Source organism: Nocardia albiluteola (assembly GCF_018860155.1).
GTDB lineage: Bacteria > Actinomycetota > Actinomycetes > Mycobacteriales > Mycobacteriaceae > Nocardia > Nocardia albiluteola.
This window is the reverse complement of sequence record NZ_JAHKNI010000030.1, coordinates 28133-46328: the sequence shown is the minus strand read 5'-3', so window position 1 is coordinate 46328 and position 18196 is coordinate 28133. Positions and strand designations below refer to the sequence as shown.

The window sequence follows — 18196 nt, the reverse complement described above, 5'->3', positions numbered from 1 at the left end:
CTGCGTCACAGGTTGCGGTCGATGAAATCCATCAGTTCCTCCGGAGTGGTGGTGCCGGCGAGGTCGCCGTTGCGGTTCGCCGAGTCGCGTCGATTCCACTCGGCCAGTAGATGTTCCAGGCGGTCGGCGATGCGCGCATGGTCCGCGCTCTCCCATTCCGCCGCCAGCAGCTGCGTGCCCACCCTGTCCAGTTCGGTGACGAGAGTGTCGGTGGCGCTGGGCAATCGGCCGTCGAGGAACCCGGCCAGCGCGTCGGTCGACGGATGATCGAACACGACCGTCGCCGGCAGTGCGATACCGGTGAGCGCCGCGAGCCGATTGCGCAACTCGACCGCGGTGAGCGAGTCGAAGCCCAGGTCGGTGAAGCTCCGTTGGGCGTCGACCGCGGTCGGTCCGGCATGGCCGAGCGTGGTCGCGACCTCGGCGCGAATCGCGTCGGCGAGCAGGTCACGGCGCGCCTGTCCGGTGAGCCCGCCGATCCGGTCCCGCAGCGTCGCCGTGCCGTTCCGGGACGGTTCGTGCGTCGGAGCGCCGGGAACTTCGCGGAGCACGGCGGGCAAATGCGTGCCGCGGGCGCGCAGCGCGGCACGATCGAGCAGCAGCGGGACGATCGTTGCATCCCGAGACGTCATCGCCTCGTCGAACATCGCCAGGCCATGGTCCTCCCGGATCGGTAGCACGCCGGTGCGTGCCAGCCGCCGCCGGTCGGTGTCGCCGAGCTCGCCCGCCATGCCGTCCTCGACGTCCCACAGGCCCCACGCCAGCGACACCGCGGGCAGTCCCTGCGCGCGCCGGATCTCGGCGAGCGCATCGAGGAACCCGTTGGCGGCCCCGTAGTTCGCCTGCCCGGCCGACCCCAGCACACCGGCGGCCGAGGAGAACAGGACGAATGCCGACAGATTCAGCTCGCGGGTCAGCTCGTGCAGATGCCAGGCGCCGACGGCCTTGGGCCCGAACACGGTTCGTAGCCGCTCGGCGGATTGTCCGGCGAGGGCGGCGTCGTCGACGACACCCGCGCAGTGCACGACCGCCGATATCGGCCACCGCGCGGGCACCGATGCCAGAATCCCGGCCAACGCGGGCCGATCGCTCACGTCGCACGCCGCGAATTCCACCGCGGCGCCGGATGCGCGCAACCGCGCGGCCAGTTCGTCGCTCCCGGGCGAGGACTCGCCCCGGCGGCTGACCAGCAGGAGCCTGCGGACACCGTGCCGCTCGACCAGATGCCGTGCGACCCGGCCACCGAGCGCCCCGCCCGCCCCGGTCATCACGACCGTCCCCGGACGCCAGGGCGAATTCGCCACCGGGGACGACCGGCGCACCAACCGCGGCACGAATGCCTCCGTGGCGCCCAGTACGACCTGGGGCTCACCCGAAGCCACCGCGGCGGGGAGCCGATCATCGCCGTCGGCCAGTACTACCCGCCCCGGGTGCTCGGCCTGCACCGACCGCACCACACCCCACACCGCGGCCGCGGGCAGGCGGCGGGCCGGATCGTCGGAGGCGATGCCGTCGGTTACCACGACCAGACGCGACCGCGGATCGGTCTGCCGGGCGAACCAGTCCTGTACCGACCCGAGCACATACTCGGCCGTGAACCGGGCCGATTCAGCGATATCGCCCGAATCGGCGTGCTGCGCAGCCGCGTTCAGCACGGTGGTGTCGGCGGGCAACACGGTCGCCGACGGCAATGTCACGGGATGCCAGTCCACCCGAAGCGAGCCGACGCGCGCCGGTGCGTCGGAGATCGGCCGCCCGGCCAGCGAGGAGACCGAGGCGACGGGACTGCCGGACGGATCGGCCAGCTCGAGGGCGACCTCGTCGTCACCCCGCCGGACCAGCCGGACCATGAGCCCGGTGCCGGCGCGGCCGTGCAGCGTGACCCCGGTCCAGGAGAACGGGAGATGCGCTCGTTCCCCGCCCGCCTCGATCGCGGTGAGGTGCACGGCGGCGTCGAACAGGGCCGGGTGCACGGCGAAATCGCCGGTGCCGCCGTCCATTCGGATCTCGGCATACAGCTCGTCGCCGCGCCGCCACACCGCCCGCATACCGCGGAAGACCGGACCGTAGACGATGCCGGATTCGGCCATCCGGTCGTAGAAGTCACCGATGTCCAGCGCCGTCGCGTCGGCGGGGGGCCAGTGCACGGATTCGGCCGCACGGGAGACGTTTTCGGCATCCAGGACGCCCGAGCAGTGCCGCGTCCACGGCTCGCCGGGCGCGGCGCTCTCCGGGCGCGAATACACCGCCACCGCGCGGCGTCCGTCTCCGGGTTCGCCGACCTCCACGCGCACCTGCAGGCGGTCCGACTCGGTCAGAGCCAGCGGCACGTCGAGGGTGAGCCCGGCCACGCCGGGGTAGCCACTGCATCGTCCGGCGTGCAGCACCAGATCCAGGAATGCCGTGCCGGGGAACAACACCGCATCGTGTACCCGGTGATCGGCCAGCCAGGGCAGCGAGGCGAGCGAGACCCGACCGGTGAACAGCATCCGGCCGGACGAGGGGAGGGTCACCGATGCCTTGAGGATCGGGTGATCGGCACTGTCCAGACCGGCCGCGCCGAGATCCACCACCCCGGCCGGCCGGTTGTCGAGCCAGTAGCGCTCGTGCTGGAAGGGATAGGTGGGCAACCTCGTGCCGCGGGCGCCGGTATCGGCGAAGTAGTTGCGCCAGTTCGGGTCCACACCGCTTACCACCAGCCGGGCCAGGGCGGCGGCGAGCGCGCTCGGCTCGGGCCGATCGTGCCGCAGGGATGCCACGGCCGTGCCGGTGACGTGTGCGGTCAGCGCCGCGGTGGGGCCGATTTCCAGATGGACGGCCGGGCCGAGTTCGGCCATGACCTCGAGGGCGTCGGCGAAGCGAACGGTGTTGCGGGCATGGCTGATCCAGTAGCCGGGCTCGGTTAATTCGGCGCGCTCGATCGGGCGCCCGGTGACGGTGGAGACCATCGGGATGGTGGGCGCCGTGCTCGGCAGCTGCGCGACGACCCTGCCGAATTCGTCCAGCATCGCGTCCATCAGCGGTGAGTGGAAGGCGTGCGAGACCCGCAGCCAGGTGATCCGATGACCGTCGAGGGCGCCGGTGATCCGGGCCAGCGTGGCGTGATCCCCGGACAGCACAACGGATTTCGGGCCGTTGACGGCGGCGACGGCGACCGATTCCGGGAATCGGCGCACATGGGGCAGGATGTCGTTCTCGGCCATGTCGACCGCGACCATGGCGCCGCCCGCGGGCAGGGCGTGCATGAGCGTGCCGCGGGCGGCCACCAGGGCCGCGGCATCGGTGAGGGTCAGCGCCCCCGCGATGTGTGCGGCGGCGATCTCGCCGATCGAGTGACCCGCCACCACCGCCGGGGTGACGCCCCAGGACTCCCAGAGCCGGTAGAGGGCGACCTGGAGGGCGAACAGTGCCGGTTGGGCGTACCGGGTCTGGTCGAGCAGCTCCCGGTCGGCACCGAACACGATGTCCCGCAACGGCTGTGCGAGATGGCGGTCGAGTTCCGCGCAGACGGTATCGAATGCGGCGGCGTAGACGGGGTAGGTGTCGTAGAGCTCGTGGCCCATGCCGGTGCGCTGGGTACCCTGGCCCGAGAACACCATCGCCACACCGGTTCCCGTGGCCCGCCCGGTGATCACCGCCGGGTGCGAGGCGCCCCGGGCGAGCGCCTCGAGCGCCTCGGCGCGATCGGTGCCGCCGCCTGTCAGCACCACCGCTCGGTCGTTCAACGCCGCCCGGCCGGTCGCGAGCGACCAGCCGATGTCCAGGGCCGAGTCCTGCGGCCGCACCGCCGCGGCCAGCCGGGCCGCCCCCGCCGCACGCGCGGCCGGCCCGCGACCGGAGATCACCCACGGCACGATCGGTGGCGTGTGCCGGTCGCTCGGAGGAGAGTCGGATTCCCCCGCCTGCTCGAGGATGATGTGGGCGTTGGTGCCGCTGACGCCGAAGGAGGACACCCCCGCGCGCCGGGGTCGGCCGTGATCCGGCCAGGGCGTGTTCTCGGTGAGCAGCTCGACGCTGCCCGCGGCCCACTCGACGTGGGGCGTGGGCTGGTCGACATGCAGTGTGCGGGGCAGGATTCCGTACCGCATGGCCATGATCGTCTTGATGACGCCCGCCGCTCCGGCGGCGGCCTGGGTGTGGCCGATATTGGATTTGACCGATCCGAGCCGCAGCGGCTCCGCGCGGTCCTGCCCGTAGACGGCGAGCAACGCCTGTGCCTCGATCGGGTCGCCCAGGCGCGTGCCGGTGCCGTGCGCCTCGACGGCGTCGATCTCGGAGGGCTGGAGCCCGGCGTCGGCCAGGGCCTGGCGGATCACCCGCTGCTGGGCGGGGCCGTTGGGTGCGGTGAGCCCGTTGGAGGCGCCGTCCTGATTGACCGCCGACCCGCGCAGCACCGCCAGGACCGGGTGATTGTTGCGCCGCGCGTCGGAAAGGCGTTCCAGGAGAACGAGTCCGGCGCCCTCGCCCCACCCCGTCCCGTCGGCCGCCGCGGCGAACGCCTTGCACCGTCCGTCCGGGGCCAGGCCGCGCTGCCGGCTGAACTCGACGAACGGCGCGGGCGTCGCCATCACCGTGACGCCGCCGGCCAGGGCCATCGTGCATTCGCCGTTGCGCAGCGCCTGCGCCGCGAGGTGCATCGCGACCAGTGACGAGGAGCATGCGGTGTCGACGGTGACGGCGGGACCCTCCAGGCCGAAGACGTACGCGACCCGCCCGGACGCCACGCTGCCCGCGCTGCCGTTGATCAGATAGCCCTCGACGTCGGCGGGCACGTCGGTCAGGCGGGCACCGTAGTCGTGGTACATCACCCCGGCGAAGACTCCGGTTCGGCTGCCGCGCAACGACATCGGGTCGATGCCCGCACCCTCGAAGGTCTCCCACGCGGTCTCCAGCAGCAGCCGCTGCTGCGGATCCATCGCCAGGGCCTCGCGCGGGGAGATCCCGAACAGATCCGCGTCGAAGCCGGCGGCGTCCGGCAGGAACGCGCCCTCGGTGCACAGCACCGAGCCCGGTGTGGCGCCGGTGGGGTCGTACATCCCGGCCGGATCCCACCCGCGGTCGGACGGCATGGCCGCCACCGCGTCGCGGGCGTCACGGACCAGGTGCCACAGCGCTTCCGGCGAGTCGGCGCCGCCGGGAAACCGGCAGCCCATACCGACGATCACCACCGGATCGTCGGTATGGGCGGTGACCGGCGCGACGGCGGCCGGCGCGTGCGACGCCCCGGAGAGAGCCCGCTCGATGTGCTCGGCCAGGGCCGCCGGGCTCGGATGATCGAAGACGACCGTGGCCGCAAGTCGCAGGCCGGTCGCGGTATTGAGGCGATTGCGCAGGTCGACGGCGGCGAGCGAGTCGAATCCGAGGTCCCGGAACGCCCGGGTCGGCGGAACCTCCTGCGCCGAGTCGTGACCGAGCACGGCCGCGGCCCGGGTCCGCACCAGCTCGAGCAGGCCCCCGGGGGTCCGGTCACGCAGATCGGGTGCGGGGAGGGCGTGGTCGGCGGGACGGATTGCCCTGCGTCGCACGGGCACCCGAACCATGTCGCGCAGCATCGCGGGCACCGGTCCGCCCGCCGCGGCCAGCGCCGCGGAATCCATCCGCATCGGGACCACGGCCGCGTCGGCGCCGCCGTTCCAGGCGATGTCGAACAGCGCGAGCGCGGCGTCGGTCGCCATCGCGCCGATGCCCAGCCCGGACAGTCGTCGCACATCCGCGTCGGTCAGCGTGGCCGTCAATCCGCTGCTCTCGTCCCACAGCCCCCAGGCCAGCGAGACCGCAGGGTCGCCGTGGCTGCGCCGGTAGCAGGCCAGGGCGTCCAGATAGGCGTTCGCCGCCGCGTAGCCGGCCTGACCCGCCGAGCCGAGCACACCGGCGGCCGAGGAGAACAGGACGAAGCGAGGCACATCGTGCCGGCGCGTCAGCTCGTGCAGATGCACCGCGGCGGCGATCTTCGGGCGCAGCACCCGGACGACCCGATCCGGGGTGAGCGAGTCGATCGTGCCGTCGCCGAGCACGCCCGCGGCGTGGACGACCGCGGTGATCGGATGGGTCGCGCCCAGCCGGTCGAACAGGCGTGTCAGCGCACTCCGGTCGGCGGCGTCGCACGCGAGGATGTCCGCGTGGGCACCCGCGGCCCGCAGATCGGCGAGCAGTGCGGCGGCGCCCTCCGCCGCCGGCCCCTGCCTGCTGATCAGCAGCACGCGTCGCACGCCGTGGTGGTCGATCAGGTGCCGGGCCACGAGGCGGCCGAGCGTTCCGGTGCCGCCGGTGATCAGCACGGTGCCCTCGGAATCCGCAGGGGCAGCGGCCGTCTCGGCGACCCTCGCGCGGATCAGCCTGGGCAGCATCGGCCGTCCGCGCCGGACGGCGATCTGCGGCTCGCCCCCGGCGACCACGATCGGCAGGATCTGATGGGAGGCATCGGCCTCGTCGACATCGGCCAGGACGAACCGGTCCGGATGCTCGGTCTGGGCCGAGCGCACCATGCCCCAGACCGCCGCGAATCGGGTGCGTATCGGATCGTCCGGCACTGCCTGTACGGCATGCCGTGTGACCAGCACCAGCTGCGATTCATCGAACACCGGCTCGGCGAGCCACGTGCGCAGCAGTTCCAGGATCCGCAGCGCCTCGCCCTGTGCGTGCTCGGCGCAGGGCGTGTCCGGCTCGTCTTCGTCCTCGCGACGGTCGAGGCGTGCGAACACGAGTGCCGGTGGCGCGGTGGCGAGTTCGGTGGCCAGCGTGGCGAGTTCGGCCGCGTCCAGCACATCGGCACGGGAGATCAGATCCGCGGGCACCACCGAGGGCGGGGTGAATTCGCTCCACTCGACGCGAAACAGCCCGTCGCCCAGGCCGGCGCGCGCGAGCTCAGCGGGGTTCACCGGGCGCAGCACCAATGCCCCGGCCTCCGCGATCGGGACGCCCGCGGTGTCCATGAGTGACAGGCGGGCCTCGGAGGGACCGGCGGTGCGCAGGCATACGCGCGCCGCCGTGGCGCCGGCGGCGGAGACCGCGAACCCGCGCCACTCGAACGGCAGCACGGAGGGCATCTCGTCTCCGGTCGCGGCGGCCAGCAGCACGGTCTGCGCGGCCGCGTCGAGCAGACCCGGATGCAGCGTGAACTGTTCGGCGGACGTCCACTGTTCTTGCGGCAGCGCGATTTCCGCGAAGATCTCGCTCCCGCGCCGCCACATCGCCCGCAGTCCCCGGAACGCCGGACCGTAGGAGTAGCCGTTCGCGGCGAGGCGCTCGTATGCCGAATCCACGGGGATCGAGGTGGCGTCCGGCGGGGGCCAGGTGCCCGGCGCCGCCGGGGCCGGTGTCTTCGAGCGCGTCAGTGTGCCGCCGGCGTGCAGGGTCCAGGCGTCGTCTCCGGGTGCGTCCTCCGGCCGGGCGTACACGCTGAACCCACACCGCCCATCGCGGGCGGGCTCCACCCGCACGTGCAGCTGGACGCCGCCGGATTCGGGCAGCGGGAGCGGAGCGGTCAGGGTCAGGTCCTCCACGAGGTCGCACCCGACCTCGTCGCCGGCCCGCACGGCCATCTCGAGCACGGCCGTCCCCGGCAGCAGCGGCACGCCCGCGATGACGTGGTCGGCTAGCCACGGGTGCGTATCGAGCGCGATTCGGCCGGTGAACAGCGTCCCCTGCCCGTCCGGGTTGTCGATGCGGGCCGACAGCAGCGGATGGCGCACGGGCCGCTGCCCGGCTGCCGCCAGGTTCGACGGGCCCGCGCCCCGATCCTCCATCCAGTAGCGGGCGCGCTGGAAAGCATAGGTGGGCAGGGGAATTCGGTGCGCACCCGGGAACTGGGAGGTCCAGTCGACGGGCAGGCCGTGCGCCCAGGCCTGTGCCGCGGAGGTGAGCAGGCGGGTGAGGTCGCCCTCGTTGCGGCGCAGGGTGCCCACGACGGTGACGGCCTCGGAGGATTCCTCCAGGGGCGCGGTCAGGATGGGGTGGGCACTGGGTTCGATGAAGGTGGTGTGGCGATCGGCGATGAGGGCCTCGACGGCGGGATGGAACAGAACGGGCCGGCGCAGATTGCGATACCAGTAATCGGGGGTGAGCTCGCCGCCGTCCAGCCGGGCGCCGGTGACGGTGGAGTAGAAGGCGATATCGCTCTCGCGCGCGACCACGTCCGCGAGCGCCGCGTCGAGTTCGGTGCGAATCGACTCGACCGCCGCGGTGTGCGAGGCGTAGTCGACGGGGATGCGACGGACACGAATGCCGTTGTGCTCCATTGTCCTCAGCAGTCGATCCAGCTCCGGCTCCGGGCCGGCGACGACCGTGGACCGCGGCCCGTTGACGGCCGCGATATCGATGCCGGGATGGGTGGGCAGGTGGGGCCGGACGCCGTCCACGGGCAGTGCGATCGATGCCATCCCGCCCTGTCCGGCGAGCCGTTCGGCGATGATGCGGCTGCGCAGCGCGACGATGCGCGCGCCGTCGTCGAGGGACAGCGCGCCCGCCACACACGCCGCGGCGATCTCGCCCTGCGAATGCCCGATCACCGCGGCGGGTTCGACTCCGAGGGACCGCCACGTCTCGGCGAGGGAGACCATGACGGCCCAGAGGGCGGGTTGCACGATGTCGACGCGATCCAGCGGAGAGTCGGTGTCGCGCAGGACATCCGTCAGCGACCAGTCTACGAACGGCTCGAGGGCGCGCGCGCAGCGACCGATCCGATCCGCGAAGACGGGCGAGCTGTCCAGCAGCGCGGCGCCCATGCCGGGCCATTGCGAGCCCTGGCCCGGGAAGACGAATACGACCTTCCCCGCCGCTGTCGCCGAGCCCTCCACGACGAGTTCCGCCGGTGAACCATCGGCCACCGCGGCCAATCCGGTGATGAGCTCGTCGCGGGTGCGGCCGAGGACGACGGCGCGGTGCTCCAGCGCGGCGCGCGTGGTGGCCAGCGAGTAGGCGACATCGGCGGGATGCGGGTCGCCGAGCTCGAGCAGGCGCTGCGCCTGGGCGCGCAGCGCCTCGGGGGTCTTCGCCGACACCACCCACGGGGTGACGGCGGGTTCCGGTGCGCTGGTGGCCGGTACGGCGGCGACAGGCGGTTGCTCGAGGATGACGTGTGCGTTGGTGCCGCTCACACCGAACGACGACACCGCGGCCCGGCGGGGCCGCTCGTCCGCGGGCCAGGGCAGGTTGTCGGTGAGCAGCGCGATCGCGCCGGCGTCCCAGTCGATGTCGGGCGCCGGGTGCTCGGCGTGCAGGGTCCGCGGCAACAGGCCGTGCCGCATGGCCATGACCATCTTGATGATGCCCGCGGCGCCCGCGGCGGCCTGGGTGTGGCCGATGTTCGATTTGACCGATCCCAGTAGCAGCGGGCGTGCGCGGTCCCGGCCGTAGGTGGCCAGCAGCGCCTGTGCCTCGATAGGATCGCCGAGCCTGGTTCCCGTGCCGTGGGTTTCGACGGCGTCGACATCGGCGGGCCGGAGCCCGGCGTCGGCCAGCGCCCGGCGGATGACCCGCTGCTGAGACGGGCCGTTGGGTGCGGTGAGGCCGTTGGATGCCCCGTCCTGATTGACCGCCGACCCGCGCACCACCGCCAGGACCGGGTGCGCCAGGCGCTCGGCCCGCGACAGTCGCTCCACCAGCAGCAGGCCCACGCCCTCCGCGGCGCCGAACCCGTCGGCGTCGCGGGAGAACGCCTTGCAGCGGCCGTCGGGGGAAAGTCCCTGCTGCCGACTGAATTCGGTGAACATGTGCGGTGTCGCCATCAGCGCCACGCCGCCCGCCAGGGCCGCGGTGCACTCGCCGCGCCGCACCGCCTGCGCCGCGAGATGCAGGGCGACCAGCGACGACGAGCACGCAGTATCGATCGTCACGGCCGGCCCCTCGAGCCCGAAGGTGTAGGCGATCCGCCCCGAGGCGACACTGGCCGTCACGCCGGTCAGCAGATAGCCCTCCAGCTCCCGCGGCGGTTCGGCGACCCGGGTCTGATAGTCCTGATAGGTCAGGCCGACGAATACCCCGGTTTCGCTACCGCGCAACGACTTCGGATCGATGCCCGCGCGTTCGAAGGTCTCCCATGCGGTTTCCAGCAGCAGGCGCTGCTGCGGGTCCATGGCCAGCGCCTCGCGCGGTGAGATCCCGAACAGCGTTGCATCGAAATCCGCGGCGTCGTAGAGGAATCCGCCGCGACCGGTCACCGAGGCGCCGGGGCCGTCCGGGGTCTGCCGCAACCGCCGCAGGTCCCAGCCGCGATCGGTGGGGAAGTCCCCGATGGCGTCGCCGCCGTCGACGACCAGACGCCACAGCTCCTCCGGCGAGCGGACATCGCCGGGGTAGCGGCAGGCCATCGCGACGATCACCACCGGGTCGTCGTCGCCGGGCTCCGCGGTGGCGGCGACCGGCTCGGGCTCCTGCGCGCCGGTCAGCAGGGACTCGATGTAGCGTGCCGCGGCGGCCGCGGTCGGATGGTCGAACACCAGGCTCGACGGCAACCGCACGCCCGTCTCCGCGCCGAGCCGGTTGCGCAGCTCGACGCCGGTGAGCGAGTCGAATCCCAAGTCGTGGAAGGGCTTTTCGGCGTCGATGTGCGGTGCGCCGGCATGTCCCAGGACGGCCGCAACCTGGGCGCACACCGCCTCGAGCACCGCCGCCGACCGCTGCGGCCCGCGCAGCGCGCGCACGCGGACGGCGAGGCGCGACCCCGGCTCGTCGTCCCGGCCGCCCGTCATGGCCTCCGCATGGGCGCGGACCTCGGGCAGGCCCGCGATGAGCGGCCGCGGCCGCGCCTCCGCATAGGCGAGATGGAAACGGTCCCAACGGATATCGGCCACCATGACGCACGCCCGGTCCTCGTCGGCGCCGCGGAGCAGGACCTCCAGCGCACGATCGGGATCCAGCGGCGGGACACCGTGCCGCCGGAGCCGATCCGCCACCGCGTCCGGTGCGGCCATGCCGTCACCCGCCCACGGTCCCCAGGCGTAGGAGGCGGCGGGCAGCCCGCGGGCGCGCCGATGCTCGGCCAGGGCGTCCAGATAGGCGTTGCCGGGCGCGTAGCCGCCCTGACCGGGGATGCCGAGCACTCCGGAAATCGAGGAGAACAAGACGAATTCGTCCAGATCGCGCCCGGCGGTCAGCTCGTGGAGATGCCGCGCGCCGTCGGCCTTGACACGCAGGACCCGGCCGAGCTGGTCGACGGTGAGCGAATCCACCACCGCGTCGTCGAGCATGCCCGCCGCGTGGAATATCGAGGTCACCGGGAACCGGGCCAGCAGCCGCGCCACCGCCGTCCGGTCGCCCACGTCGCAGGCCACGATGTCGACCGCCGCCCCGAGCGCGCGCAGCTCCGCCGCGAGCGCGTCCGCGCCCGGCGCCAGCGGCCCCCGCCGTCCCGCGAGTACGAGATGTGCGGCGCCGTCCCGGGCGAGCCGCCGGGCGACCCGGGCGCCGAGCGCACCGGTACCGCCGGTGATCAGGACCACGCCGCGCGCCCGGTGCCGCTCGGCGACAGGGGTTTTCGCCGGTGCGTGCACCAGCCTGCGGACGAACGTGCCGGAATCGCGGATGGCGACCTGATCCTCGGCCCGCTGCGCCAGCACGGCCGTCAGCCTCCGCACCGCGGGCTCGTCGGGCAGGTCGGGGAGATCGATGAGCCCGCCCCAGCGCTCGGGCTGCTCCAGCGCGACCACCCGGCCCAGGCCCCACACCTGGCTCTGGGCGGGGTTGCGCACGGAGTCGGCCGTATCGACCGCGACGGCGCCCGTAGTGATCGTCCACAGCGGGATGTCCAGCCCGGCATCGGCAAGGGCGTGGATCAGCGTCAGGCCCGCCGCGGCGCCCGGCGGTACGGCCCGGCCGTAGGGAGCGACGTCGTTCGCCGCCGGCAGCGACAGCACCGCGTCGACGTCCGGTGGCAGCAGGTCGGCCAGCGAGCCGCGCTCCTGCGCACCGAGCCGCAGCTCGATCACCTCGGCGCCTCCCGCTCGAAGCCGATCGCGCACCGCCGGCGCCCAGGCCGTCTCGTGCTCGCCGTCCGGCGTGACGACCAGCCACCGACCGGCCGGTGTGCCGGCGCCGATCGCGGCCGACGACGTCCACTCGATCGCATAGCGCAGGGCGTCGATCCGCTCACTCGCGCGGCGTATTTCGCGTCGGCGGGCCAGCGCGGGCATCGCCTCTGCCATCCAGTCCGGCCGATCCTCCCGCAGACCGAGCAGCGAGGCGACGGCGGCGGTATCACCGGACTGCACCGCCGACCAGAACTCGCCGTCACCACTCTCGGGCTCCTGGGACCCGGCGGACGTGTCCGGCCAGTACCGGGTGCGCTGGAAGGGGTAGGTGGGCAGGGTGATCGGGCGAGCGTCCGGATACTCTGCGGCCCACTCGATCCCGATGCCGCGGGTCCAGGCGTGTGCGGCCGAGGCGAGCAGGTCCGCGCGGGCGCCGTGCTCGCGGCGGAGGGTGCCCAGGGTGACGACGTCGGTGCCGGCCGCCTCGGCGGTGTCCTGGATGGAGGCGGTCAGGACCGGATGCGGGCTCGGCTCGAGAAAGGTCGTGTACCGGTCGGCGATGAGCGCCTCGGTCGTCGGATGGAACAGCACCGGGTGGCGGAGGTTGCGAAACCAGTACTCCGCGGTCAGTTCGCTGCCGTCGAGCCGCGTGCCGGTGACCGTGGAGTAGAAGGAGATCCGACCGGTGCGCGGAGCGATCGGGGCCAGCGCCGCGGCCAATCCGGCGCGCAAACCCTCGACGTCCGGTGTGTGCGACGCGTAGTCGACCGGGATTCGCCGCACTCGCACGCCCTGTGGCTCCAGCCCGGACAGCATGGCCTCCAGCGCGTCCCGGGGTCCGGCGACGACGGTCGACCGCGGCCCGTTCAGCGCCGCGACACCGACGCCGGGGTGTTCGGACAGGCTCTCGCGGACGTCCTGCGCGGACAGCGCGATGGACGCCATGGTGCCGGTGCCCGCGAGGTCACGGCCGATGAGGCGGCTGCGCAGCGCGACGATGCGGGCCGCATCGTCCAGGGTGAGGATGCCCGCGACGCAGGCGGCGGCGATCTCACCCTGGGAGTGGCCGATGACGGCGTCCGGTTCGACGCCGAGAGAGCGCCACACCTCGGACAGCGACACCATGACCGCCCACAGCGCCGGTTGCACGATGTCGACTCGATCGAGCGCGGAATCGTTGTCGCGCAGCGCATCCGTGAGCGACCAGGCCACGAACGGCGCGAGTGCCCGTTCGCACCGGTCGATCCATTCGGCGAAGACCGCCGAGGTGTCCAGCAGGGCCGCGCCCATGCCGGGCCACTGTGAGCCCTGTCCCGGGAAGACGAACACGGTTCGGCCCGCGGCGGCGGCCGTACCCCGGACGACGCCCGGATGGGCGGTGCCGTCGGCGAGTGCCGCCAACGCCGCGGCGCGTGCCGGGATGTCCTCGCCGAGCACCGCGGCGCGCCTGCCGAAGCGGGAGCGGGCCACCGCGAGTGTGTAACCGATATCGGCGGGATCCGGTGACGGATCGCGCGTGAGGTGCTCGTGCAGCCGGCGCGCCTGTGCGGCCAGCGACACTTCGTCGAGCGCCGACAACAGCCAGGGCGCGTCGACCGCGCGGTCCTGCGGTCGCACCGCGCCCGGGCTCCCATCGGCGGGCGGCTGTTCGAGCACCACGTGCGCGTTGGTGCCGCTGATGCCGAACGAGGAGACGCCCGCGCGGCGGGGTCGGCCGGTATCGTCCCAGCGCCTCGGTTCGCGGAGAAGCTCGACTTTTCCTGCGGTCCAGTCTATTTCCCGGGTGGGCTCGTCGACGTGCAGGGTGCGGGGGAGCAGGCCATGGCCGATGGCCATGACCATCTTGATCACCCCGGCCACGCCGGCGGCGGCCTGGGTGTGGCCGATATTGGATTTGAGCGATCCCAGCCACAGGGGTTCGTCGCGGTCCTGACCGTAGGTGGCCAGCAGGGCCTGGGCCTCGATGGGGTCGCCGAGCGCGGTCCCCGTGCCGTGGGCCTCGACCGCGTCCACGTCGGCGGGCTCGAGCCCCGCGGTGGCGAGCGCCCGGCGGATCACTCGCTGCTGGGACGGACCGTTGGGGGCGGTGAGCCCGTTGGAGGCGCCGTCCTGGTTGACCGCCGATCCGCGAACGATCGCCAGGATGGGATGGTTGTTGCGTTGTGCGTCGGAAAGGCGTTCCAGGACAAGCACTCCGGCACCCTCGCCCCAGCCGGTGCCGTCCGCGGCCGCGGCGAACGCCTTGCACCGTCCGTCGGCGGACAACCCGCCCTGACGGCTGAACTCCACGAAGATGCCGGGCGAGGACAGTACGGTCACCCCGCCCGCCAGGGCAATCGCGCAGTCGCCGCGGCGCACGGCCTCCGTGGCGAGATGGAGGGCGACCAGGGACGACGAGCAGGCCGTGTCGACGGTGATCGCCGGCCCCTCCACGCCGAGGGCGTACGCCACCCGGCCCGACGCGACGCTCGTCGTCGAGCCGGTCAACCGGTAACCGTCGGTTCCATCGGAGGGGTCGTGCAGTCGCGGGCCGTAGTCCTGCGCCATCACCCCGGAGAAGATGCCGGTATCGCTGCCGCGCAGGCTGTGCGGATCGATTCCGGCCCGCTCGATCGCCTCCCATGAGATTTCCAGCAGCAGCCGCTGCTGGGGGTCCATCGCCAGCGCCTCGCGCGGGGAGATCCCGAAGAACGCTGAATCGAAATCCGGTACGTCGTAGAGGAATCCGCCGCGGGATGTGATCGAGGCGCCGAAGCTGTCGAGGTCCCAGCCGCGATCGGCGGGGAAAGCCCCGATCGCGTCGCGGCCGTCGACGAGCAGTTGCCACAACTGTTCCGGGGTGCATACTCCGCCCGGATAGCGGCACGCCATCCCGACTATCACCACCGGATCCCCCTCGCGCACAGCGGGCGTGGCGATCGCCGCCTCGGCGATCGGCCCGCCCTGCGCTCGCTGCTCCAGATGCGCGGCCAGCGCGATCGGTGTCGGATAGTCGAATACCGTTGTCGCGGGCAGTGATACGCCGGTGGCCCGGGCGAGCGTGGCGCACAGTTCCGCACCCGCAACGGAGGTCAGTCCCTGTTCCCGGAACGGCGTCTCGTCCGCCACGGCGCCCGGATCGCTCAGGCCCAGTACCACTGCGGTATGCCTGCGCACCATATCGCGCAGAATGTCGGGCAGATCCTCGCCGTCGGCTCGCCGCAGTGCCAGCGCGGACGCCGCCTCGGGCCGTTGCGCATCCGAGGTGTCCAGCCAGTGCCGCGTGCGCTGGAACGGGTAGGTCGGCAGCGGCACCCGGCGCGTTCCGGTGTTGCGGAACAGCACTGTCCAGTCGACGGCGACTCCCGCCGTCCACGCCTCGGCGGCGGAGGTGACCATCCGATCGAGCGTGCCGTCATCGCGACGAAGCGTGCCGATCGCGGCGACCGTGCGGCCTGTCTGCTCGGCTGTCTCCTGGATGCGCACGGTGAGTACCGGGTGCGGGCTCGGTTCGATGAAAACCGTGTGGCGGGTCAGCAGCGACTCGACGGTGGGCTGGAATCGCACCGTACGGCGCAGATTCCGGCACCAGTACTCCGGGGTCAGTTCGGCGCCGTCCAGTTCGGTGCCGGTCACGGTGGAATGAAAGGCGACGGTGCCCGACCGGGGCGTGATGGGCGCGAGGGCGTCCATCAGCTCGTCGGTCAGGGCATCGACATGGGCCGAATGCGAGGCGTAGTCGACCGGAACCCGCCGGACCCGCACCCGGACCCCGCTGCCCTCCAGCAGCGCCAGTATCCGATCGAGCGGTCCGGAGGGGCCGCTGATCACGGTGGACCGGGGCCCGTTCAGTGCCGCGAGCTCGATGCCGGGATGCTCGGCGAGCAGCGCACGCACCTCCTCGGCCGGCAGGGAGACCGACGCCATGCCTCCCTCGCCCGCGAGGCGACGAGCGATGATCCTGCTCCGCAGCGCCACCACCCGGGCCCCGTCGGACCGGGACAGGATCCCCGCCACCGTCGCGGCGGCGATCTCGCCCTGGGAGTGTCCGATCACGGCGCTCGGCCGCACTCCCATCGCGGCCCAGGTGTCGGCGAGCGCGACCATGACCGCCCACAGCGCGGGCTGCACCACATCGACGCGGTCCAATGCGGCGGCGGGGCCCTGTCCGCGCAGCACCTCGATGAGCGACCAGTCCGTGAATGGGGCGAGAGCCTCAGCGCACGCCGCGATCGATTCGGCGAAAACGGCCGAGCTGCCGAGTAATTCGGCCGCCATGCCCACCCACTGCGGGCCCTGGCCGGGGAAGACGAACACCGGATCGGCCGTGTCGGCGGCCAGTCCCTGCACCACCGCCGTCGCGGGCTCTCCGGCCGCGATCGCGGCCAGTCCGTCGCGCACGGGCCCGGCCGCGGTGCGATCGGACGCGATCACCACGGCGCGATGCTCGAACCGCGAGCGCGTGGTGATCAGCGACCATCCCGCGTCGAGCAGGTCCGGCGTCCCGTCCAGCACGGCCGCCAGCCTGCTCGCCTGTGCGCGCAGCGCGCCCGGGTCCGCGGCCGACAGGACGATCGGTATCGGCGCCGGCTCCGCGGGGCGCGGCCGCGCTCCGCGCCGCTGGCGCGGTGGCGCCGATACCGCGACATGGCAGTTGGTTCCGCCCACGCCGAAGGAACTGATCCCGTAGACGGCCGCGTCGCCGGGGATCGGTTCGAGGCTCGTCTGGACCCGAAGATGCATATCCGCCAAGGCGATCCGCGGATTCGGGGTGTGGAAGTCCGCGGTGGGAACCAGCGTTCCCGCCCGTGCGCACAGGGCGGTCTTGAGGAAGCCGGCGATACCCGCCGCCGCCTCCAGGTGCCCGATATTCGATTTGATCGACCCGACCCGCAGCGGATTGCCCGCCGTTCGCGCCGTGCCGATCGCCGCGCCGAGCGCGGCGGCCTCGACGGGATCACCCGTCGGTGTGCCGGTTCCGTGCAACTCCACGTGCACGACCGCCGCAGGATCGACCCGCGCCTGCCGGTAGGCGGCCCGGATGGCCTCGGCCTGACCGTTCACCGTCGGCGCGGTCAGCTGCTCGCCGCCACCGTCGTTGGTGACGGCGCTGCCGCGGATCACGCAGTAGATGTCGTCGCCGTCGGCGAGCGCGGCCGCCAGCGGCTTGAGCACGACCGCGCCGCCGCCCTCGCCCTGGGCGAATCCGTTTGCGCGCGCGTCGAAGACGTGGCACCGGCCGTCCTGGGACAAGGCTCCGATCCGGTTGGCGGCGATGGCGTGGTGCGGGGTGAGACGAAGACACACACCGCCCGCGATGGCGATATCGGACTCGCCGCGGCGCAGGCTCTCTGCGGCGAGGTGCACCGCGACCAGCGACGAGGACTGCCCGGTGTCGACGACGAGACTGGGGCCCTTCGCTTTCAGGAAGTACGACACGCGGTTGGCGATGAGGGAGCGCAGCGACCCGGTGAAGGTGTGTGCGGTGATTCCCGCGGCGCCCCGGGCGCGAGTGAGTGTGCTGTAGTCGTCCGTGGCCGCGCCGATGAACACACCGGTTCGGCTGTGGGACAACGACTGTGCGGTGATCCCGGCGTCCTCCAGCGCCTCCCAGCCCAGCTCGAGCATCAGCCGCTGCTGTGGATCCGTCATCGCGGCTTCCCGCGCTGTCATCCCGAAGAACCCGGCATCGAATCCGGCGACGTCGCCGAGGAAGGCGCCGCGCCGGATGATCCGCCGCTCCTGCTCGGGCAGACCCGCGAGGGCGCCGGCCTCCCAGCGCCCGTCGGGCAGTGGTGCGTCGACGGTGATCCCGGTCGTCAGCAGCGACCACAGGGCGTCCGGTCCGTCCGCGCCGGGAAACCGGCAGGAAACTCCGACCACCGCGATGCCACCTTCGAGGCGCAGTGACATCTTCATCCCCCTTCATGGGTTCACGCTCATGGCGCCGGCGGCGACTCTCCGCCGATTTGCGGATCGGTTTCCCGAGAAAAGTGCGAATGCGTGCCGCGCGGTGCGTCGCAGGCTTACTTGTTTCTACAAATATCGCACCCGATGCGTAAAGTGAACCTTGGTACATCGGCGAAAATTACATGTACCAAGGTCCATTCCTCGGGCAATAATCGCAGACTTCTCGATGTGTATTCTCGCAGGCCGGAACAAAATTGTCGCAGGGCGTACCTCGCGACACGTTTTCCGTCTATTTGCGCAGGTCATGCGCACCGCCGGGCCGCTCGAACGCCACCGGAAAA

Annotated in this window: 1 protein-coding gene; it reads right to left on the bottom strand. The window is 72.4% G+C overall.

Features of this window, described 5'->3' with window-relative positions; all coding sequences use genetic code 11:
* Positions 1-5: 5 nt before the first annotated feature.
* Positions 6-17858, bottom strand: coding sequence for a type I polyketide synthase (locus KO481_RS42195; RefSeq protein ID WP_215924316.1), 17853 nt, complete (start codon positions 17856-17858; stop codon positions 6-8).
* Between the last annotated feature and the right edge of the window lie 338 nt (positions 17859-18196).

Excerpts from the sequence above, each read along its gene's own strand:
- KO481_RS42195 (WP_215924316.1), bottom strand. The coding sequence starts at position 17,858 with ATGTCACTGCGCCTCGAAGGTGGCATCGCGGTGGTCGGAGTTTCCTGC.